Raw genomic sequence first — 20,374 nt, forward strand, 5'->3', positions numbered from 1 at the left:
AGACACTCGCAAGGCGCCCGCCGCGAAGAGGAACCGAGTGCGCGCCCGGGTGCATAGGCCGGGCGTACGGGTGCCGTTCCGGGGTAGCGAGCTTGCGGTCATTGCCGCGCCGCACCATTTGGACGTTGCAATCCTGCGGCCTTCCACTTATACGGCCGCCCATCACACACGCAGGGAAACTCTTGCTCCACGTGGAGCATCCGGTGGCGGTTCCCGTCCTACCCTGCGGAGGCATAACCGGAGACGAAAATGGCGCTTCCTGATATTTCTATGCGTCAGCTGCTCGAGGCTGGCGTTCATTTCGGTCATCAATCTCACCGCTGGAATCCGAAGATGGCTCCGTTCATCTTCGGCGAGCGCAACAACATCCACATCATCGATCTCGCCCAGACGGTGCCGATGTTCTATCGCGCGCTGCAGGCCGTCAGCGATGTCGTGTCCCAGGGCGGACGCGTTCTCTTCGTCGGCACCAAGCGGCAGGCCTCCGAGGTCGTCGCCGACGCGGCGCGACGTTCGGCGCAGTACTACGTCAATTCCCGCTGGCTCGGCGGCATGCTGACCAACTGGAAGACGATCTCCAATTCCATCCAGCGCCTGAAGACGCTGGAGCAGATGGTCGAGCAGGGCGTGCAGGGCCTCACCAAGAAGGAGCTCCTGTCGCTGACGCGCGAGCGCGAGAAGCTTGAGCGGGCGCTGGGCGGCATCAAGGACATGGGCGGCATCCCCGACCTCCTCTTCGTCATCGACACGAACAAGGAATCGATCGCCGTCGCCGAGGCACGCCGCCTGAACATTCCGGTGGCCGCCATCGTCGACACGAACTCCGATCCGCAAGGCATCTCCTTCCCGATCCCGGGCAACGACGACGCCGGCCGCGCGCTGGCGCTCTATTGCGATCTCGTGGCGCGCGCCGTGCTTGACGGCATTTCCCGCGGTCAGGGCGATATCGGTGTCGATATCGGGGCCGCCGAGGAGGTGACCGAGGCCGCGCTCGACGACGAGCCGGCCTTCGAGGCCGCTCCGGAAGCGAGCGCCGTCACCGAGGAGAGCGCCGCCAACAGCGAGACGCTCCAGGCCGCCGAGGCAGAGGCGGCCAACCCGGATCCGGAATCGGGCGTGCAGGCCGACAAGGCGCCGCCGTCCCCGGCGAAAGGCGAGCCGCAGGCCGGTGCTGGCGAGGCAGACGTCGACGCGCCTCTCTTCGAGCGCCCGGAAGGCGATGCGGACGACCTGAAGAAGATTACCGGCGTCGGGCCGAAGGTGGAGGAGCGCCTCAACGCGCTCGGAATCACCCAGTTTGCCCAGGTCGCCGGCCTGAAGAAGGCCGAGATCGAGCGCCTCAACGACGCGCTCGGCTCCAAGGGACGCGTTGAGCGCGAGGACTGGGTTGCCCAGGCCAAGGCGCTCGTGAAGGAACAGAAGGCCGCCTCCAAGGCCGCCTGAGACAGATAAAGAGGACGGACCGATGGCTGTCACAGCCCAGATGGTGAAGGAGCTGCGCGACAAGACTGGCGCCGGCATGATGGACTGCAAGACCGCGCTGAAAGAGACAGATGGCGACATGGAGGCCGCGGTCGACTGGCTTCGCGCCAAGGGCCTTTCGAAGGCTGCCAAGAAGGCCGACCGCGTCGCGGCCGAAGGCCTCATCGGCATCGCCGAGGCCGATGGCAAAGCGGCTTTGGTCGAGGTCAACTCCGAGACCGATTTCGTCGCCCGCAACGAGCGGTTCCAGTCGCTCGTTCTGGAGATCGCCAAGGCGGCGCTCGCCACGGACGGTTCGGTCGATGCGGTGAAGGCGGCTTCCATGGCCGGCTCCGACAAGAATGTCGAGACGGCGCTGACCGACGCGGTCGCCACCATCGGCGAGAACATGATCCTGCGCCGGTCGGCGATGCTTTCCGCCGAACCCGGTGTCGTGGCGAGCTATGCGCACGCCTCGGCAGCGCCCGGCCTTGGCAAGATCGGGGTTCTCGTGGCGCTGCAGTCGAACGGCGACAAGGCCAAGCTTGCGGCTTTCGGCCGGCAGGTGGCGATGCATATCGCCGCGGCCAACCCGCTCTCCGTCGATGTCGACGGCCTCGACGCCGAGACGGTGCAGCGCGAGCGTGCCGTTTTCGCCGAGCAGGCGCGCGAGTCCGGCAAGCCGGCGAACATCATCGAGAAGATGGTCGATGGCCGCATGCGCAAGTTCTATGAGGAATCGGTGCTGCTGAAGCAGGCCTTCGTCATTGATCCGGACCACTCGGTGGAGGCTGCGATGGCCGAGGCCGAGAAGGATGCCGGCGCGGCGATCGCGATCACCGGTTTCGTCTGCTTCCGTCTCGGCGAAGGTGTCGAGCGTGAGGAAGAAGACTTCGCCGCCGAAGTGGCGGCTGCAGCAGGCGGGCGCTGAAAAGCGCCCGGTGCGGGCCTGACGGGCGCTGCCTGAAAAGTGGGGGCTTAAGGTGCTGACGCGGATGCCGCGAGAAGGACGAGAGCACTCATGACCGGCAGGCCGCGACCCAAGCGTATCCTTTTGAAGCTTTCCGGCGAGGCCCTGATCGGCGATCAGGCCTTCGGCATCGACGACAACACGGTCCGCCGTTTCGCCGAGGAGATCGCGGCGGTCCGCAACGACGGCACCGAGATCGCTCTCGTCATCGGCGGCGGCAACATCTTTCGCGGCGTTGCCATCGCCGCCAAGGGCGGCGACCGGGTCACCGGCGACCATATGGGCATGCTGGCGACCGTGATGAACGCGCTCGCCGTCGAGGCGGCCCTGGAGCGTCTCGGCATACCGGCACGCGCCATGTCGGCCATCGAGATGCCGTCCATATGCGAGACCTACATCCACCGCCGCGCCGCATGGCACATGGACGAGGGCAGGGTGGTGGTCCTGGCCGGCGGCACCGGCAATCCGTTCTTCACGACCGATTCGGGTGCGGCGCTGCGCGCGCTCGAACTCGAATGCGACGCCCTGTTGAAGGGGACCCAGGTCGACGGCGTCTATTCGGCCGATCCGCGCAAAGTGCCGGATGCGACCCTCTACAAGCGGGTGAGCTTCAAGGAGGTTCTGGAGAAGAACCTTGCCGTCATGGACACGGCGGCTTTCGCCCTTGCCCGTGATAACCGCTTGCCGATAATCGTATTCAACATCCATGAGCCACGGGCGCTCGCTCGCATTATTGCGGGTGAGCCCGTCGGGACGCTTGTCTCCGACGGCGACCCGGGCTGATCTCGGGGACGAAACATGAGTGAAGGCGTAGATTTCAAGGATATCAAGCGGCGGATGGACGGCGCCGTATCTGTCTTGCGCACCGAATTGGCGGGACTGCGCACCGGCCGGGCCTCTCCGAACCTTCTCGATCCGATCACGGTCCCGGCCTACGGCTCGCAGATGCCGATCAGCCAGGTCGGCACCGTCAGCGTGCCGGAATCGCGCATGCTTTCGGTCCAGGTCTGGGACCAGTCCCTCGTCAACGCCGTCGACCGTGCGATTCGCGATTCCAACCTCGGTCTCAATCCCATCATGGAGGGCAACCTCCTGCGCATCCCGATTCCGGAGCTCAACGCCGAGCGGCGCCAGGAGATGGCCAAGATCGCCCACAAATACGCCGAGAACGCCCGCGTGGCGGTCCGCCATGTGCGCCGCGACGGCATGGAATCGCTGAAGAAGCACGAGAAGGAAGGCGGCGTCAGCCAGGACGAGAGCCATGCCGAGGGCGAGAAGATCCAGGGCCTGACGGATGAGCACATCTCGGCGATCGACGAGATGCTCGCCCAGAAGGAAAAGGAGATCATGCAGGTCTGAGCGGCGCCCGCGGCCACTGCGGCGCAGACATTCAGGACCTGCGCGGCCGGCGATCCGGCCCCGCGCCGCGCTTGGCGGTGCGTCAATGAGAGGGACCTATCCGGGCGGAAATCGCTCTACGATAAGGCGCGTTCGAGCGCGCCCGGAGGCGGCAGGGAAGGCGATGGGCAAAGTAGCGCAGATCGAATCGTTGCCGCTTGCCGAATCCGGCTGCGAGATTCCGGCTCATGTGGCGATCATCATGGACGGCAACGGCCGCTGGGCGGCGGGCCACGGGCTTCCGCGCATCGAAGGCCACCGCCGCGGCGTCGAATCGGTCCGCCGCACGGTTCGCCACGCCGGCGAGCGCGGCATCCGCGTCCTCACCCTCTTCACCTTCTCCTCGGAGAACTGGTCGCGCCCGAAATCGGAGATCGACGACCTCTTCAACCTCCTGCGCTTCTTCATCCGCAACGACCTTGCCCAGCTCAAGGCGAACGGCGTGCGGATCAAGGTGATCGGCCGCCGGGAGGGGCTGCCGCGCGACATCTTCGATCTGGTGCGCTCCGCCGAGGCCGAAACCGCGCATAACGACGGCCTCATCCTGCAGGTCGCCTTCAACTACGGCGGACGCGACGAGCTGGTCAGGGCAGTTCGCCGCGTCGGCGAGAAAATGCTTGCCGGCGAGCTCGATCCCGCGGATTTCTCCGAGAAGGTTTTCGAGGAGCACCTCGATACCGCCGGAGTGAGTGATCCGGACCTTCTGATCCGCACCTCTGGTGAGGCGCGGATCTCCAATTTCCTGCTGTGGCAGCTCGCCTACACCGAATTTGTCTTCCTGCCGGTCTGCTGGCCGGACTTCGATGAAGCGGCATTCGATGCGGCCATTGCCGAGTTCCACAGCCGAGAACGCCGTTTCGGAGGACTTTTCCATGGTTGAGGAAACAGACCCGGCGCTGGCCCAGCCGGAAGAGGGCGCAACCACCGCCCCGCGCCCGCAGGACGTGCAGACGCGCGTCATCTCCGCTCTTCTTCTCCTTCCAGTGGCCATCATTCCCGCCTGGCTCGGCGGCATCTGGTTTCTGGCGCTCGTTTTGGCTCTTGCCGCGCTCGTCTATGTGGAATGGACCCGGCTTACGGGTGCCGAGGAGCCGATGGCGTGGCGCATCGGCATGGGCGCTCTCCTCGCTTTCGCGCTGATCGTCGCTTCCGGCGGCCTTTTCGCCGGCGCACTCATCATCTGCCTCCTGCCTCTTCTCGCCATCCCTCTCGTCTCTTCCGGGACGGTCGTCTTCGAAGAGGGGCTTGCCGATCCCAAATCCGATCCGCGCCCGCGCTGGCTCGCCTTCGGCGTCCTTTATGCCGGGCTGCCGAGTGCGGCGCTTCTGGCGATCCGCGCCGATGAGGCCCACGGCCTCCTCGCCATCTTTTTCGTTCTGCTCGTCGTCTGGGTGACGGACATCGCCGCCTTCTTCGGCGGAAGGGCGCTGGGCGGCCAGAAGCTCGCCCCGGCGATCTCGCCGTCGAAGACGGTTTCCGGTGCGCTCGTCGGCCTTGGCGCAGCTCTGGTCATGGGCGTGATCTTCTCGATCGCCACCTCGGCCGGCTTCTTCGCCTCCATCTTCGCGGCGCTCCTTCTCTCCGTCGCGGCGCAGGCGGGCGATCTCGGCGAATCCTGGCTAAAGCGGCGCTTTGGCGTGAAGGACACCGGTTCGCTCATCCCGGGCCATGGCGGCTTCATGGATCGCGTCGACGGCCTCTACGCCGCGGCCATCCTTGCCCTCATCCTCGCTTTCCTCGGCCTCGGCGCTCCACTGCCCGACTGGGTCTCCTGATCTTGCGAACAGTCTCGATTCTGGGCGCCACCGGTTCGATCGGTGACAGCGCCGCCGATATCCTTGAGCGCGATCGCGGGCTCGGCGACGGTGCCCGCTTCCGCGTGCATGCGGTCACCGCCGGCAGCAAGGCGATGGAACTCGCCGCCGTCGCCCGGCGCCTCGATGCAAAGCTCGCCGTGATCAGCGACGAGGCACGTTACGGCGACCTCAAGGAAGCGCTCTCCGGCACCTCCATCCGCGTCGCCGCGGGTGAGGAGGCCGTGTGCGAAGCCGCCGCCGAGCCCGCCGATCGCCTGATCTCGGCGATCGTCGGCGCCGCGGGTGTCGCCCCGACGGCCGCCGGCATCCGCGCCGGCAACACCATCGCGCTCGCCAACAAGGAATGCCTCATCTGCGCCGGCAAGGCCTTCATGTCGCTGGCGCGCGAATACGGTGTGGAGATTCTCCCCGTCGATTCGGAGCACAACGCCGTCCACCAGCTCCTGCACGGCAACGAGACGTCCGCGATCGAAAAGATCGTCCTGACGGCCTCCGGCGGCCCCTTCCGCGCCAAGAGCGCGGCGGAGCTGGAGCGGGTGACGGTGGAGGAAGCGCTCTGCCATCCGACCTGGTCCATGGGCCCGAAGATCACCATCGATTCGGCGACGCTGATGAACAAGGGGCTGGAACTGATCGAGGCGCATCATCTCTTTGCGGTGCCGATGGAGCAGCTCGACGTCCTCATCCATCCCCAGTCGAAGGTGCATGCTTTCGTGGTTTTCAAGGACGGTTCCTGGCACGGCGAACTCGGCGCCCCTGACATGCGCCGCCCGATCGCCTATTGTCTGAACTGGCCGGACCGGGCCGAGACGGCGACGAGCCGCTTCGACCTTGCCGAAATCGGCACGCTCACCTTTGAAAAGCCGGATTTGCGGCGTTTTCCGGCCCTGAGGGTGGCGCAGGAAGCGCTTGCGGCGGGCAGGGGATCGACGACCGTGCTCAATGCGGCCAACGAGATCGCCGTCGCCGCCTTCCTCGGCCGTCAGATCGCCTTCATGGCGATACCGGCCCTCGTGGAAGACGTGCTGCAAGATGCGGACAAGGCTGGCCTGCTTAATGAGCCGGAAAGCGTTGAGTCGGCATTAAGGCTGGATGGCGAGGCACGTGCGCTCGCCAGGCGGCGCCTGAAGGCGGCCTGAAGGGCTCGCACAAGGGCGCAGGGACAGAGAAGGAAGCCGAACACATGCTGGAATTCCTGACCTCTACGGGTGGGGGCCTCATCGGCTACGCGGTTCCGGCCCTGATCGTCCTCACCGTCGTCGTTTTCATCCACGAACTCGGCCATTTCCTCGTCGCACGCTGGTGCGGCATCCGCGTCGCGACCTTCTCGATCGGCTTCGGGCGCGAACTCTTTGGTTTCTTCGACCGGCGCGGCACGCGCTGGCGCGTCAGCCTCATCCCGCTCGGCGGTTACGTGAAGTTTGTCGGCGACGAGAATGGCGCCTCCATTCCCGATGCGGAGATGCTGGAGGAGACGCCGCCGGAAGAGCGTTTCGGCCTTTTCCATTTTGCCCCGGTCTGGAAGCGCGCACTCGTCGTCGTCGCCGGCCCGGTCGCCAATTTCATCCTCGCCATCGTCGTCTTCGCCGCGATCTTCGGCTTTGTCGGCAAGCCGGTGACGACGCCGACGGTGGAGGTGGTCAATCCTGGCAGTGCCGCGGAGGAGGCGGGTTTTCAGCCGGGCGACACGATTCTCGCCATCGACGGCAATGCCGTTTCCACCTTCACCGACGTGCAGCGTGTCGTGGCACTGGCTTCCGGTACCGAGCTCACCTTCACCGTCGAGCGCGGCGGCAGCACGGTCGACCTCGTCGCCACGCCGCGGCGCCAGGAGATACCGGACGGGCTCGGCAGCACCCAGCGGGTCGGCGTCCTCGGCGTCTCGCGCTCCGCCGACATGAAGCTGGAGCGCTACGGCCCTGGCGGCGCCGTCGTGGAAGGCGTGAGGGAGACCTACACGATCATCGAGCGCACGCTCACCTATGTCGGGCGCCTCTTTGCGGGCCGCGAGACCACGGACCAGCTGAGCGGCCCGCTGCGGGTGGCGCAGGTCTCCGGCATCGTTGCCGAGTCGGGCGGGGCGATCGGCCTCATCCATCTCGTCGGCATCCTTTCCGTCAGCATCGGGCTCCTCAACCTCTTCCCGGTGCCGATGCTCGACGGCGGGCATCTCGTTTTCTACGCCATCGAGGCGGCCCGCGGGCGACCGCTCGGGGCACGGGCTCAGGAGATGGGCTTCCGCATCGGATTCGCCCTCGTGATCATGTTGTTCGTGCTCGTCACGTTCAACGATATCGTAAGAATGACGGGCATTTGAGCGTCGTTGCCGAATCGCCACTTGACCAGCAAAAACGCCATCGGGCCGGGGGTGTCTGGTTGCGTGGGTCAGGAAAGATTGCGATACGGACGATGCGACTCCAAGGGCCGCCTCTGTGTTTTGGGGCGGTCACCGCACACAAGAGACCGGGCAACGGCATATGAGACATAGTATTTCGGCGGGTACGATCCGCGTCAGGACCCTCGCGCTGCTGGCGATCCTCGCGGTCGCGGTATTCTCGGTGCAGGCGAGCGTGACGCCGGCCCATGCGGCGGTGGTGAGTTCGATCGCCGTGCAGGGCAACGAGCGCGTCGATGCCGAAACCGTTCGCGCCTACCTTCTGGTCAAGCCCGGACGCAGCTTCTCCGCCGAGGACGTGGATGAATCCCTGAAGGCCCTGTTCGAGACGGGCCTCTTCTCCGACGTGCAGATCAACCAGCGCGGCGGCACGCTCGTCGTCACCGTCGAGGAAAACCCGATCATCAATCGGATCTCCTTCGAGGGGAACAAGAAGTACAAGGACGAGCAGCTCAGCTCCGCCGTCACCTCCAGGCCGCGCGGCGTCTTCACGCGCGCCAAGGTGCAGACCGACGTCCAGCGAATCCTTGAGCTCTACCGGCGCGCCGGACGCTTCCAGGGCTCGGTGACGCCGAAGACGATCAACCTGCCGCAGAATCGCGTGAACCTCGTCTACGAGATCTCCGAAGGTCCGAAGACGGGCGTCTCGCGCATCACCTTTATCGGCAACAAGAGCTTTTCCGACGGGCGCCTGCGCAACGTCGTGGAGATGCGCGAGACGGGCCTTTTGAGCTTCCTGCGCTCCAGCGACACCTACGATCCGGACAAGCTGTCCGCGGACGAGCAGCGCCTGCGCCGCTTCTACCTCAATCACGGCTACGCCGACTTCAACATCGTCTCCTCGATCGCCGATCTCGACCGCGAGCGGAACGCCTTCTTCGTCACCTACACGATCGACGAGGGTCAGCAGTACCGCTTCGGCGCCATCGACGTCGACACGATCATCCCGGGCATCGATCCGCAGGCCTTGCGCCGCCTAGCGGTCAGTCACGAGGGCCGCGTCTATTCCAGCGAGGACGTCGAGAAGTCGATGGAGGCGATCACCATCGAGCTTGCGGGCTCCGGCTACGCCTTCGCGCAGGTCCGTCCTCGTATTGACCGAGATCCGGTCAATCAGACGATCGGCGTCACCTACGTCGTCGACGAAGGTCCGCGCGCCTACATCGAGCGGATCGAGATCACCGGTAACGACCGGACCCGCGACTATGTCATCCGCCGCGAGTTCGATATCGCCGAGGGCGACGCCTATAATCGCGTGCTGATCGACCGCGCCGAGCGTCGTCTGAACAACCTGGGCTATTTCGAGAAGGTCGCCATCAGCGCCGAGCCGGGCACCGCGCCCGATCGCGTCGTCGTCAACGTGGCGGTCACCGAAAAGGCGACGGGCGAGTTCTCCTTCGGCGCCGGCTACTCGACGAGCGAAGGCATCATCGGCGACGTGTCGCTGACGGAGCGGAACTTCCTCGGACGCGGCTATTATGTGCGCGCAGCCGTTGGCGGCGGCGAGTCGTCGAGGACCTACGAATTCGCCTTCACGGACCCCTATTTCCTGGGACGTCGCATTTCTGCGGGCTTCAACATCTACCGCAAGACGTATGACGACAACGACTACCGCTCCTACGACTACGAGACGAACGGCGGCGGCATCACCTTCGGCCTTCCGATCACCGAGGACTTTACGGTCCAGCTCGGCTACCAGATCGAAAAGCAGGAGATCAACGTCCCCGGCTTCGACCTGAAGACCCAGGGTCTGACGAGCTGCCCGACCAACGTGTCGCGCGCCGTCTGTCAGGCGGAAGGCGATGCCATCCTGTCGACCGCGGTCTGGAGCCTCATCTACGACACGCTCGACAACAAGCGTGACCCGCGCGACGGCATGTATGCCAAGTTCACGCAGGAGTTCACCGGTGTCGGTGGCGACGTCTCCTTCCTGCGCTCCACCTTCATGGCTGCGGCCTACCGCGAGCTGTGGGTCGACCAGGAAGTCGTCGGCATGCTGAAGGTCCAGGGCGGCAACATCACCGGTATCGGTGAAGACGTCCGCCTGCTCGACGCCTTCTACAAGGGCGGCGAGACGATCCGCGGCTTCGAGCCCTCCGGCATCGGCCCGCGTGACGCCTCCACCCGCGATGCGCTCGGCGCCAACTACTTCATCGCAGGTACGGCGGAAGTGATCTTCCCGTTCCCGGTCCTGCCGCGCGAGCTCGGGCTTCGCGCCGGCCTCTTCGCCGACGCGGGCACTGCCTGGGAAACGGATGCGACGAAGATTCCGGGCGTCACCGTGAACGATAATGCGACCCTTCGCTCCTCCGTCGGTGCCTCCCTGCTGTGGGCCTCGCCGCTCGGACCGATCCGGGCCGACTTCGCCTACGTGCTGACCTCGGAGGACTACGACAAGCAGCAGTTCTTCCGCATCGGTGGCGGCACGCGCTTCTGATCCTGCCGGCCGGCCCTCGGGCCGGCCCCGCGTTCTTGCTGGGTCCAATGGATAGGTCGCGCTTCTTTCCGTCTTTCGCCTCGTTGCGCCTCGACGAGGTCGCAAGGCTTTCCGGCGCGGAACTCGTCCGCGGCGATCCATCCGCCGAGATCACGGGCGTTGCGCCGATCGAGCAGGCCGGGGAGGGCGATCTCACCTTCCTGGACAACCCCAAATACGCCAGGCACCTCCAGACGACGCAGGCGACTGCCTGCCTCTGCGCGCCGAAATATGCCGCCAAGGTGCCGGACGGCCTCATGCTTCTGCAGTCCGTTGAACCCTACCGCGCCTACGCCCGGGTTCTCGCCGGTGCCTTTCCCGAGGCCGTCGCGCCGACGGGCTTTGGCTCAGCCGCGGAAGACGCTGCGATCGCGGGCACCGTCCACCCGACTGCGAGGCTGGAAGACGGGGTGCGTGTGGAAGCCGGCGCTGTCATTGGCCCGCTCGCGGAGATTGGCTCCGGCACGTTGATCGGCGCGGGCGCCGTCATCGGCAGGGCGGTTGCCGTCGGGCGCGGCTGCCGCATCGCGCCGAACGTGACCATCCAGCACGCCCTGATCGGCAACCGCGTCATGATTCATCCTGGCGTTCAGGTCGGCCAGGACGGCTTCGGCTTCGCCATGGGCCCCGGCGGCCATCTGAAGGTCGCACAGATCGGTCGCGTCATCATCCAGGACGACGTGGAAATCGGCGCCAACACCACGATCGACCGGGGCGCCAACCGAGACACCGTCATCGGTGAAGGCACCAAGATCGATAACCAGGTGCAGATCGGGCACAATGTGGAGATCGGTCGTCATTGCGTCATCGTCGCGCAGGTCGGGATTTCCGGCTCCGCCAAGCTTGGCGACTATGTTGCGATTGGCGGCAAAACAGGCATAAACGGCCATGTCACCATCGGTGACGGCGCCCAGATCGCCTCGGTCAGCGTTGTACACAGCGACGTTCCGCCAGGTGTGCGCTGGGGCGGAGTGCCTGCCAGGGCGGCGAAGGACTGGCTTCGGGAAGAGATGGTCATGATTCGCATGGCGCGGCGCGAACTGGGTCTGGACGATAAGGATTGACGGCACCTCGCTGGGGGGCCGGTACCGGAGAGGTCGATGAACGAGACGCCGACGCGGCTGGAAGCGGCAGACATCCATGCGATTCTGAAAGCCCTCCCGCACCGCTATCCTTTTTTGATGGTCGACCGCATCCGCGATATTCGCGGTGACGAGAGCGGTGTCGGCATCAAGAACGTGACCATGAACGAGCCGCATTTTGTCGGTCATTTCCCTTCCTTCCCGATCATGCCGGGCGTACTGCTCATCGAGGGAATGGCCCAGACGGCGGCCGCGCTCTGCGTGCTCGCCTCGGCGACCTCAGTGCCCAAGCGAGTCTTCTTCATGACGATCGACAAGGCCAAGTTCCGCCACCCGGTCATTCCGGGCGATACGGTCGAATATCACGTCACCAAGATGAAGCGGCGCGGCACGATCTGGAAATACGCTGCCGTCGCCGAGGTGGACGGAAAGAAAGTGGCCGAGGCGCAGGTGAGCGCCATGGTCCTGGACGAGTAGCGCGTGACCTCCATCCACCCGACTGCCATTGTCGCGGACGAAGCCGAGATTGCTGACGACGTCGAGATCGGTCCGTTCTGTGTCGTCGGTCCTCATGTGAAGCTTTCCGCCGGCGTCTCGCTTCGCTCGCACGTATGCGTCGAGGGCACGACCACGGTGGGCGAGGGCACGACGATCTTTCCCTTTGCCTCCATCGGGCTGCCGCCGCAGGACAAGAAGTATCAGGGAGAGGAGAGCCGGCTCGACATCGGCGCGCACTGCATCATCCGCGAGCATGTCACGATCAATCCGGGCACGCAGGGTGGGGGTCTGGTGACGCGCATCGGCGAGCGCTGCCTGATTCTCGTCGGCGCGCATGTGGCGCATGATTGCGTCATCGGCAACGAGGTCATTCTCGTCAACAATGTCCTGCTTGGCGGCCATGTGGTGCTGGAGGATTTCGTCATCGTTGGCGGCGGCGCCGCCGTCCACCAGTTCGTGCGCATCGGCACGCACGCCTTCGTCGGCGGCATGTCGGCCCTTGAAAACGACGTCATTCCCTTCGGCTCGGCCATTGGTAACCGGGCCAATCTCGGCGGGCTCAACATCGTCGGGCTGAAGCGGCGCGGTTTCGAGCGCGAGTCGATTCACGCCCTGCGCCGCGCCTACCGGCTGCTCTTCGCCCAGGAAGGCACCCTGAAGGAACGGCTGGCCGACGTGGATACGGCCTTCCCGGATGACGTCAACGTGCAGAGGATCGTCGCCTTCATCCGGAGCGGAGGAGATCGAGCCATCTGCACGCCGCGCGGTGGTCGGGAGGTTTAGTTGACGCCGGGACGGGCGGGCGAGCCGCTCGGAATCCTCGCCGGCAGCGGCAGGCTGCCGGGCCTTCTGGCCGAGGCCGCTTCGCGGGCGGGTCGCAGCCCGTTCATCTTCGGTCTTGCCGGCGACGCGGAGGAGGAAAACACCGGTGGCTTTCCGCTGTTTCGCATTCGCTGGGGCGAGGTCGGCAGGCTCGAACGCCTGTTGAACGAGAGCGGTTGCCGCGAGGTCGTTTTCGTCGGGGCCGTCAAGCGCCCGGAAATCAAGGATATCCGCCCCGATTTCGGCGCTCTGCGTTTGATGCCGCGCGTCATTTCGGCAATCCGCAGCGGCGACGACAGCGCGCTCAGCTCGGCCGCCCGCATCTTCGAGGAGCATGGTCTCTCGCTCATCGACCCGCTTTCCGTCGCGCCGGAGCTTGCCTGCCCGGCGGGCCTGATCGTTGAAGGAAGGGAGCCGATCGACGAGGAAGAGATCGGCAAGGCAGTCGAAGCCGCGCGGGCCATCGGCGACCTCGATATCGGCCAGGCGGCCGTCGCCTGCGGTAATCGCGTCGTGGCGCTGGAGGGCGCGGAAGGTACCAACGGTTTGCTGCAGCGCGTCGGCGAGATGCGCACGATGCGGCGAATCCCGCGCCGGGGCGGGGTGATGGCCAAATGCATGAAGCCGAGCCAGGATCCGCGGCTGGACATTCCCACAATCGGCCCGGAGACGGTCGAACGGGCGGTTCTGGCCGGTCTCGATGGCATCGTGTGCGAGGCGGGGCGCACCATGCTGGTCGGCCGCGAGGAGACGCTCGACGCTTTTCGTCGCGCGCGCCTCTTCCTCTACGGGATCCGGGCCCGCTCGTGAGCGACGGCAGCGCGCGCCCGCTCCGCATTGCCCTCGTCATCGGCGAGGCCTCCGGCGATCATCTTGGCGCCGGGCTTGTCGCCGCCATCCGCAGGGAACGCCCCGACACGGAATTTTTCGGCCTTGCCGGCGAGCGGCTTGAGGAACTGGGCGTAAAGAGCCTCTTTCCGATAGAGGACGTGTCGGTGATGGGCTTTGTCGCCGTCGTCGCGCGGCTGCCCACGATCCTGCGGCGCATCCGCGAGACGGTGGCTCATGTCGTCGCGGGAGCACCCGATGTCCTCGTCATCATCGACAGCCCCGGCTTCACCCATTCGGTGGCAAAGCGCGTGCGCAAGCGTCTGCCGGATCTGCCGGTGCTGAACTACGTCTCGCCTTCCGTCTGGGCCTGGAATCCGGGCCGGGCCCCGCGCATGACGCGCTATGTCGATCACGTGCTGGCGTTGCTTCCCTTCGAGCCCGAGGTCCACGAAAAGCTCGGGGGGCCGCCATGCACCTATGTCGGCCACCCGCTGATCGAGCGCCGCGCGCAGATCCGTCCGGCGGAGGGAGAGCGCGGCGACCTCGCCAGAGAGCCGGTCGTCCTCATCCTGCCCGGCAGCAGGCACAGCGAGATCAAGCGGCTCATGGAGCCTTTTGGAGCGACGGTCGCGCGGATCGCCAGCCACCGCCCCGAGACGCGGTTCATCCTTCCCGCCGTCAGCCATCTTGCGGACGAGATTCGCGCGCGTACCGCCGCCTGGCCGGTCGCTCCGGAGATTGTCCTGGGCGAGGCCGACAAGCTGAAGGCATTCCGGCGCGCCCATGCCGCGCTCGCGGCTTCCGGCACCGTGACGCTCGAGCTCGCCCTGGCGGGAGTCCCCATGGTCGTGGCCTACAGGGTCGACCCCCTGGCGCGGCGGCTGAGGTGGCTACTGCGCGTGCCTTCGATCGTGCTCGCCAATCTGGTTCTCGGCGAGAATGCGGTGCCCGAATTCATCGATGAAGAGGGGCCTCCCGAAGTGCTGGCCGGCAACCTCTTGCCGCTCCTGGCCGACGGCCCCGCCCGGCGGGCGCAGCTGCGCGCCTTTGATCGCCTCGACGCGATCATGGTGGCCGATGACGGACGCACGCCGAGCGAGCGCGCTGCCGCGATCGTGCTTGCCCACGCTGCAGCAGGGACATGAAAAAGGCCGCCCCCGAGGGGGCGGCCAAGGTCGGACTTTTCGGTCTGAAGCCTGAGGCTTACGAGCGGGCGCCGAGATCGACGTAGTCGCGCTGCGTCGCGCCCGTATAAAGCTGCCGCGGACGGCCGATGCGCTGGGAGGGATCCTCGATCATCTCCTTCCACTGCGCGATCCAGCCGACCGTGCGGGCGAGCGCGAAGAGGACGGTGAACATCGTCGTCGGGAAGCCGAGCGCCTTCAGCGTGATGCCCGAATAGAAGTCGATGTTCGGATAGAGCTTCTTCTCCAGGAAATAATCGTCCGTCAGCGCGATCTTTTCCAGCTCCATCGCCACGTTGAGGAGCGGATCGTCCTTGACGCCGATTTCCTCCAGAACCTCGTGGCAGGTGCGCTGCATGATCTTCGCGCGCGGATCGTAGTTCTTGTAGACGCGGTGGCCGAAGCCCATCAGGCGGAACGGATCGTTGCTGTCCTTCGCCCGGGCGATGAACTCGGGAATGCGGTCCGGCGTGCCGATCTCCTGCAGCATGTTGAGCGCCGCCTCGTTGGCGCCGCCATGCGCCGGGCCCCAGAGGCAGGCGATGCCCGCCGCGATGCAGGCGAAGGGATTGGCGCCGGAGGAGCCGGCGAGCCGCACCGTGGAGGTGGAGGCGTTCTGCTCGTGGTCGGCATGCAGGATGAAGATGCGGTCCATCGCGCGCGACAGCACCGGATCGACCTCATATTCCTCAGCCGGGACGGCAAAGCACATCCGCAGGAAGTTCGAGGCGTAGTCGAGGTCGTTCTTCGGATAAACGAAGGGCTGGCCGATATGGTACTTGAAGGCCATCGCCGCCAGCGTCGGCATCTTGGCGATCATGCGCAGCGAGGCGACCATGCGCTGATACGGATCGGTGATGTCCGTGGAGTCGTGATAGAAGGCCGAGAGCGCGCCGACCGAACCGACCATGATCGCCATCGGATGCGCGTCGCGCCGGAAGCCGGCGAAGAAGCGCGACACCTGCTCGTGGATCATGGTGTGGTGGGTGACGCGGTAGTCGAAGTCGTCCTTCTGCGCCTGCGTCGGCAGCTCGCCGTAGAGCAGCAGGTAGCAGGTCTCCAGGAAGTCGCCGTGCTCGGCCAGCTGCTCGATCGGATAGCCCCGATAGAGCAGGATGCCTTCGTCGCCGTCGATATAGGTGATGTCGGATTCGCAGGCGGCGGTGGAGGTGAATCCCGGATCGTAGGTAAAGCGGCCTGTCTGGCGATAGAGCGAGGCGATGTCGACCACATCCGGGCCGACGGTCCCGTGACGAACCGGGAAGTCCCAGCTCTCATTGCCGATGCTCAACGTCGCCTTCGACTCGCTCATACGCTTCACCCCTGTTGTGGATCGACACGAGGCCTTTTCGCCTGGGAGCGGGCAGGTGTTCCGCTCGGAAAAGGCCCCACGCCTCGTGGTATTGGCTGGGGAGACTGCTATCGGTTTTTGCACTGCATCGCAAGACGAGAGGTCGCACCCGCAGGGCGCGATGCCGCGCGGGAGAGGGGCCGCGCGCCCCGTCTCAGGCGGCCTGGTCGGCGATCCTGGCGAGCGCCTCCTCGCGGCCGAGCGCCAGCATCACCTCGAAGATGCCGGGCGATGAATTGGAGCCGGTCAGCGCGGCGCGGAGCGGCTGGGCGACCTTGCCGAGCTTGACCTCTTCGGCCTCGGCGAATTCGCGGACCGCCTCCTCCAGCGCCTCCATCTTCCATTCGGCGGCCTTCAGCTTCGCGGCGAGCCGGCCGAGACGGGCGCGCGCCTCCGCGTCCAGGATCTTCTCGGCCTTCTCGTTGAGCGCGAGGGGCCTTGAGGCGAAGAGGAAAGCGGCCGAATGGCCGAGCTCCACGAGGGTCTTGGCGCGCTCCTTGAGGCCCGGCATCAGCATCAGGAGCTTGTCGTGCTCGGCGGCCGACAGCGAGGCGGGTATCGCCGGCCTGTCCTCCATCTCCGGCAGGACGGCGAGGAGGTCGCGCACGAGCCGGTCGTCCTCGGCGAGGCGCATGTAGTGGCCGTTGACGTTCTGCAGCTTGACGAAGTCGAAGCGCGCCGCCCCCTTGCCGATGGCGTCGAGGTCGAACCATTCAGTGGCCTGTTCGGTGGAGAAGATCTCGTCGTCGCCATGGCCCCAGCCGAGGCGGGCGAGGTAGTTTCTCAGCGCTTCCGGCAGATAGCCCATGGCGCGGTAGGCCTCCACGCCCAGCGCCCCGTGCCGCTTGGAGAGCTTCGCCCCGTCCGGCCCGTGAATCAGCGGGATATGCGCCCATTCCGGCACCTTCCAGCCGAGCGCCTCGTAGAGGATCGTCTGGCGTGCCGCGTTGGTGAGATGATCGTCGCCGCGGATGACATGGGTGACCTCCATGTCGTGGTCGTCGACGACGACGGCATGCATGTAGGTCGGCGTTCCGTCCGAGCGCAGGATGATGAAATCGTCGAGGTCGCGGTTGGGAAAGGCGACGCGGCCCTGGACGTGATCGTTGACGATCGTCTCGCCTTCCTGCGGGGCCTTGACGCGGATGACGGGCTTCACGCCCTCCGGCGCCTCCGAGGGGGCCCGGTCGCGCCAGCGGCCGTCGTAGCGCGGCGCACGGCCTTCGGCGCGGGCGCTCTCGCGCATCTCGGCGAGCTCCTCCTGCGAGGCGTAGCAGCGATAGGCATGGCCGGATTCGACGAGTTGCCAGGCGACCTCGGCATGGCGCTCGGCGCGGCCGGCCTGCGAGATCGGCTCGCCGTCCCAGTCGAGGCCGAGCCAGGAAAGCCCGTCGAGGATGGCCGCGATCGCCGCATCGGTCGAGCGGGCCCTGTCGGTGTCCTCGATCCTGAGCAGCATCTTGCCGCCGCGCCCGCGCGCATAGAGCCAGTTGAAAAGGGCGGTACGGGCGCCGCCGATATGCAGGAAGCCCGTCGGCGAGGGGGCGAAGCGGGTAACGGGGGAGGGCATCGTCGGCCTTTGAGAATGCTGAAATCACCTGGGCCAGCCCGCGCGATTGGTCGGCGGCGGGTCCGGAGCTAGGATGCGCTGGTCTAGCCAGAGCACCGGGAGCTTGCAAGGGTGGACGGGGGCGCCAGACAAGCGCGATCGCAGGGGCGGGCAGCCGTTTTGGGCACCGCTTTTCCCGGATTCTCGGCGCCGGGTCCCCTCCGCCGCCTGCGGTGGCGTGTTGCCGCCCATGCGGCGAGCCTCTCGCGGCAGATCGCCCGCGATCTAGAAGAGCGCCGCTTCTTCCTCTTCGTCGCCGTCGCCTTCGCCCTGGGCGCGCTTGTCTATTTCGCTTTGCCGCGCGAACCGCTTCTCGGCGCGCTCCTTCCCGCGGCGCTGTTTGCCGCCCTGGCGGCCTTCCTTTCCTGGTGGCGGGGCGGCCCTTTCGGCCTCCTTGTCCTCCTCGCCGCGCTTCTCGCCGGCGCAAGCGCAGCGAAACTCCGGGTCGAGAGCCTGACCGCACCGCAGCTCGAGCGGACGATGAGCGGGGAGGTGCGCGGGCGCGTCCTGGATATCGAGATCCGGGCCGGCCGCGCGCCGCGCGCCGTTCTCGACAGCGTGCGGATCGCTAAAATCGGTAAGGCAAGGACGCCTGAGCGGATCCGTCTCACATTCCGGGGCGATCCGCCGCCGCTGGGCAGCATCGTCACCGCCCGGGCGCGCCTTTCGCCCGTGCCGGGGCCCGCCATGCCGGGCGGCTACGATCCGGCGCGTGCCGCCTTCTTCGATGGGATCGGCGCCGGCGGCTTCGTCTTCGGCAGCTTCACGGTAATTGAGGAGCCGCGCGGGTTTCGCCCTCTGGGCATCCTTGCCGCTCTTCGCCAGCGCGTCGCTGCCCGCATCGCAGACGCCTCTCCGGGAGAAGCCGGAGCCGTGGCGGTCGCGCTTCTGGTCGGCGAGCGCGGCCTGATCGGCGAGGAGACGGCGGAGACGCTGCGCGTCGCCGGCCTGGCGCATATCCTGGCGATCTCAGGCCTGCACATGATGCTGATGGCCGGCACCACCTTCTGGCTGGTGCGCGCCGGAATGGCGCTCATGGAAGGCGCCGCCCTCGGCTGGCCGCTCAGGAAGATCGCCGCCATCGCGGCCCTTGCTGTCGGCACGTTCTATCTCGCCATCTCAGGTGGCAACGTCGCAACCATCCGCGCCTTCGTCATGGCGGGCGTTATGTTTGCCGCAATTCTCGTCGACCGGCCGGCGCTTTCGCTCCGGAATCTCGCGATCGCCGCCTTCATCGTCGTCGCGCTTCAGCCGGAGAGCGTGGCCGAGCCCGGTTTCCAGATGTCCTTTGCGGCTGTCGCAGCGCTGATCTCCGTCTGGGAGCTCTGGCGCGAGCGGCCGGTCGATCGTCTCGCCGAACCGCCTTCCTGGCCATGGCGTCTGACGCGCAGGCTCGCCGGGGCGCTGCTCGCCATTGCCCTGACGACGCTCGTCGCCGGTTTCGCCACCGCGCCCTTCGCGGCCTACCATTTCGGTCGCTTCGCCTCCTATTCCCTTCTCGGCAACCTCCTCGCCATGCCACTCGTCTCGCTTGTCGTGATGCCGGCGGGCCTGCTGTCGCTTGCCCTCATGCCCTTCGGGCTCGATCCGCTCCCGCTGGCCGTCATGACCACGGGCATCGACCTCGTCCTCGCCGCCGCGCGCTGGGTCTCCGGGCTTCCGGGCTCCAGTCTTTCCATCGCGCCGTTTCCCGCCTGGACGCTCCTCATCGCCACCGCAGGCTTCCTCTGGCTTTGCCTCTGGCGCTCGCCCGTGCGGCTCTACGGCCTCGTGCCGCTCCTCGTCGGCGCCCTTTTGGCTGCCGCGCTTTCCTCAAACGCCGATCTCATCGTGGAAGAATCCGGCAAGGCGATCGCCGCGCGCGGCGCGGACGGCATCCTGCGCGTCGAGGGCGCGCGCGCCGGCTCCTATCTCGCCGATATGTGGCTGACGAACGAAAGGGCGGGCGAGGGCGGTTTGGCGGAGGGCTTTCTCTGCGACGGCGAGGCCTGCCTTTTTGCCATGAAGGGCGGCCTGCGCCTTTCCCACGTCCTTTCGCCGCTCGCCTTCGCCGAGGATTGCGACAAGGCTGACGTGATCGTCACCGCCCTGCCGGCGCCGCCGGGCTGCCGGGCTCCGATCGTCATCGACCGGGAAAGGTTGGCCGCGCGGGGCGCGCACGCGCTTCGGGTCGGTTCGGCCGGCCCCGCCAAGAGCGACATAAGGACAGCCCGCCCGGCGATGCGCCGCCCATGGCAGGGCGTACCGGCCCTCTGAAAAGCACTGCCGCTATCGGCCAGTTGACCGCGGGCGCCGGGACCGGCATCAAATGCAGGGCCACATCGCGCGAACAGGCGCAGGGCCGGCTTAGCTCAGTTGGTAGAGCACCTGATTTGTAATCAGGGGGTCGGGGGTTCGAGTCCCTCAGCCGGCACCATGTTGGCGCCTCTCTTCTGCGAGGAAAAAAGCCGCCTGTTCGACCCGATGGGGTCGAACCGAAA

Annotated in this window: 17 protein-coding genes and 1 tRNA gene; 16 read left to right on the top strand and 2 right to left on the bottom strand. The window is 66.5% G+C overall.

Annotated elements, in window-relative coordinates; genetic code table 11:
* The first annotated feature begins 249 nt into the window (after positions 1 to 249).
* The 14 genes from CLD20_RS03320 to lpxB all read left to right on the top strand — a co-directional run bounded on the left by CLD20_RS03320 (position 250) and on the right by lpxB (position 14,895).
* A complete protein-coding gene (locus CLD20_RS03320; RefSeq protein ID WP_370636791.1) occupies positions 250 to 1,443 on the top strand; it encodes a 30S ribosomal protein S2 in 1,194 nt (397 codons plus the stop codon).
* Positions 1,444 to 1,465: 22 nt separating this feature from the next.
* A complete protein-coding gene (gene tsf, locus CLD20_RS03325; RefSeq protein WP_224405177.1) occupies positions 1,466 to 2,392 on the top strand; it encodes a translation elongation factor Ts in 927 nt (308 codons plus the stop codon).
* A 90-nt stretch (positions 2,393 to 2,482) separates the two neighbouring features.
* Positions 2,483 to 3,214, top strand: coding sequence for a UMP kinase (pyrH, locus tag CLD20_RS03330; RefSeq protein WP_224405178.1), 732 nt, complete (start codon positions 2,483 to 2,485; stop codon positions 3,212 to 3,214).
* A 15-nt stretch (positions 3,215 to 3,229) separates the two neighbouring features.
* Complete coding sequence (frr, locus tag CLD20_RS03335; protein ID WP_224405179.1) at positions 3,230 to 3,790, top strand: ribosome recycling factor; 561 nt, start codon at positions 3,230 to 3,232, stop codon at positions 3,788 to 3,790.
* Between the two features lie 163 nt (positions 3,791 to 3,953).
* Complete coding sequence (locus CLD20_RS03340; RefSeq protein ID WP_224405180.1) at positions 3,954 to 4,709, top strand: isoprenyl transferase; 756 nt, start codon at positions 3,954 to 3,956, stop codon at positions 4,707 to 4,709.
* Positions 4,702 to 5,604: a CDP-archaeol synthase gene (locus CLD20_RS03345; protein ID WP_224405181.1), complete on the top strand. Its 903-nt coding sequence runs from the start codon at positions 4,702 to 4,704 to the stop codon at positions 5,602 to 5,604. The genes CLD20_RS03340 and CLD20_RS03345 overlap by 8 nt, the downstream gene beginning before the upstream one ends.
* Positions 5,601 to 6,785: a 1-deoxy-D-xylulose-5-phosphate reductoisomerase gene (gene dxr / locus CLD20_RS03350; RefSeq protein WP_224405529.1), complete on the top strand. Its 1,185-nt coding sequence runs from the start codon at positions 5,601 to 5,603 to the stop codon at positions 6,783 to 6,785. The genes CLD20_RS03345 and dxr overlap by 4 nt, the downstream gene beginning before the upstream one ends.
* A 44-nt stretch (positions 6,786 to 6,829) precedes the next feature.
* The gene (gene rseP / locus CLD20_RS03355) at positions 6,830 to 7,963 is read left to right on the top strand and encodes an RIP metalloprotease RseP (RefSeq protein WP_224405182.1); all 1,134 of its coding nucleotides are present in this window, start codon (positions 6,830 to 6,832) and stop codon (positions 7,961 to 7,963) included.
* A gap of 160 nt (positions 7,964 to 8,123) precedes the next feature.
* Positions 8,124 to 10,478: an outer membrane protein assembly factor BamA gene (bamA, locus tag CLD20_RS03360; protein ID WP_224405183.1), complete on the top strand. Its 2,355-nt coding sequence runs from the start codon at positions 8,124 to 8,126 to the stop codon at positions 10,476 to 10,478.
* 47 nt (positions 10,479 to 10,525) lie between these two features.
* Complete coding sequence (gene lpxD, locus CLD20_RS03365) at positions 10,526 to 11,581, top strand: UDP-3-O-(3-hydroxymyristoyl)glucosamine N-acyltransferase (RefSeq protein ID WP_224405184.1); 1,056 nt, start codon at positions 10,526 to 10,528, stop codon at positions 11,579 to 11,581.
* Positions 11,582 to 11,617: 36 nt separating this feature from the next.
* Positions 11,618 to 12,076: a 3-hydroxyacyl-ACP dehydratase FabZ gene (fabZ, locus tag CLD20_RS03370; protein ID WP_224405185.1), complete on the top strand. Its 459-nt coding sequence runs from the start codon at positions 11,618 to 11,620 to the stop codon at positions 12,074 to 12,076.
* A 3-nt stretch (positions 12,077 to 12,079) separates the two neighbouring features.
* Complete coding sequence (gene lpxA / locus CLD20_RS03375; protein WP_224405186.1) at positions 12,080 to 12,880, top strand: acyl-ACP--UDP-N-acetylglucosamine O-acyltransferase; 801 nt, start codon at positions 12,080 to 12,082, stop codon at positions 12,878 to 12,880.
* Positions 12,881 to 13,729 carry an LpxI family protein gene (locus CLD20_RS03380; RefSeq protein WP_224405187.1) on the top strand — a complete coding sequence of 283 codons (849 nt, stop codon included), beginning with the start codon at positions 12,881 to 12,883 and terminating at the stop codon, positions 13,727 to 13,729.
* Positions 13,726 to 14,895 (top strand): lipid-A-disaccharide synthase, encoded by a 1,170-nt coding sequence (lpxB, locus tag CLD20_RS03385; RefSeq protein ID WP_224405188.1) that lies wholly within the window; start codon positions 13,726 to 13,728, stop codon positions 14,893 to 14,895. Before CLD20_RS03380 ends, lpxB begins: the two co-directional genes overlap by 4 nt.
* A 58-nt stretch (positions 14,896 to 14,953) precedes the next feature.
* Here the strand turns inward: lpxB and gltA are convergent, their stop codons facing one another.
* Together gltA and gltX are read right to left on the bottom strand one after the other, a co-directional pair.
* Positions 14,954 to 16,246, bottom strand: a complete 1,293-nt coding sequence (gene gltA, locus CLD20_RS03390; RefSeq protein ID WP_224405189.1) for a citrate synthase — start codon at positions 16,244 to 16,246, stop codon at positions 14,954 to 14,956.
* Positions 16,247 to 16,439: 193 nt separating this feature from the next.
* Positions 16,440 to 17,855, bottom strand: a complete 1,416-nt coding sequence (gene gltX / locus CLD20_RS03395; RefSeq protein ID WP_224405190.1) for a glutamate--tRNA ligase — start codon at positions 17,853 to 17,855, stop codon at positions 16,440 to 16,442.
* Positions 17,856 to 18,014: 159 nt separating this feature from the next.
* On the opposite strand from gltX, the gene CLD20_RS03400 reads away from it, so the two are divergent.
* A complete protein-coding gene (locus CLD20_RS03400; protein WP_224405191.1) occupies positions 18,015 to 20,150 on the top strand; it encodes a ComEC/Rec2 family competence protein in 2,136 nt (711 codons plus the stop codon).
* An 84-nt stretch (positions 20,151 to 20,234) separates the two neighbouring features.
* Positions 20,235 to 20,310: transfer RNA gene (locus CLD20_RS03405), tRNA-Thr, on the top strand.
* Positions 20,311 to 20,374 lie beyond the last annotated feature (64 nt).

Source organism: Afifella sp. IM 167 (genome assembly GCF_020144925.1).
GTDB lineage: Bacteria > Pseudomonadota > Alphaproteobacteria > Rhizobiales > Afifellaceae > Afifella.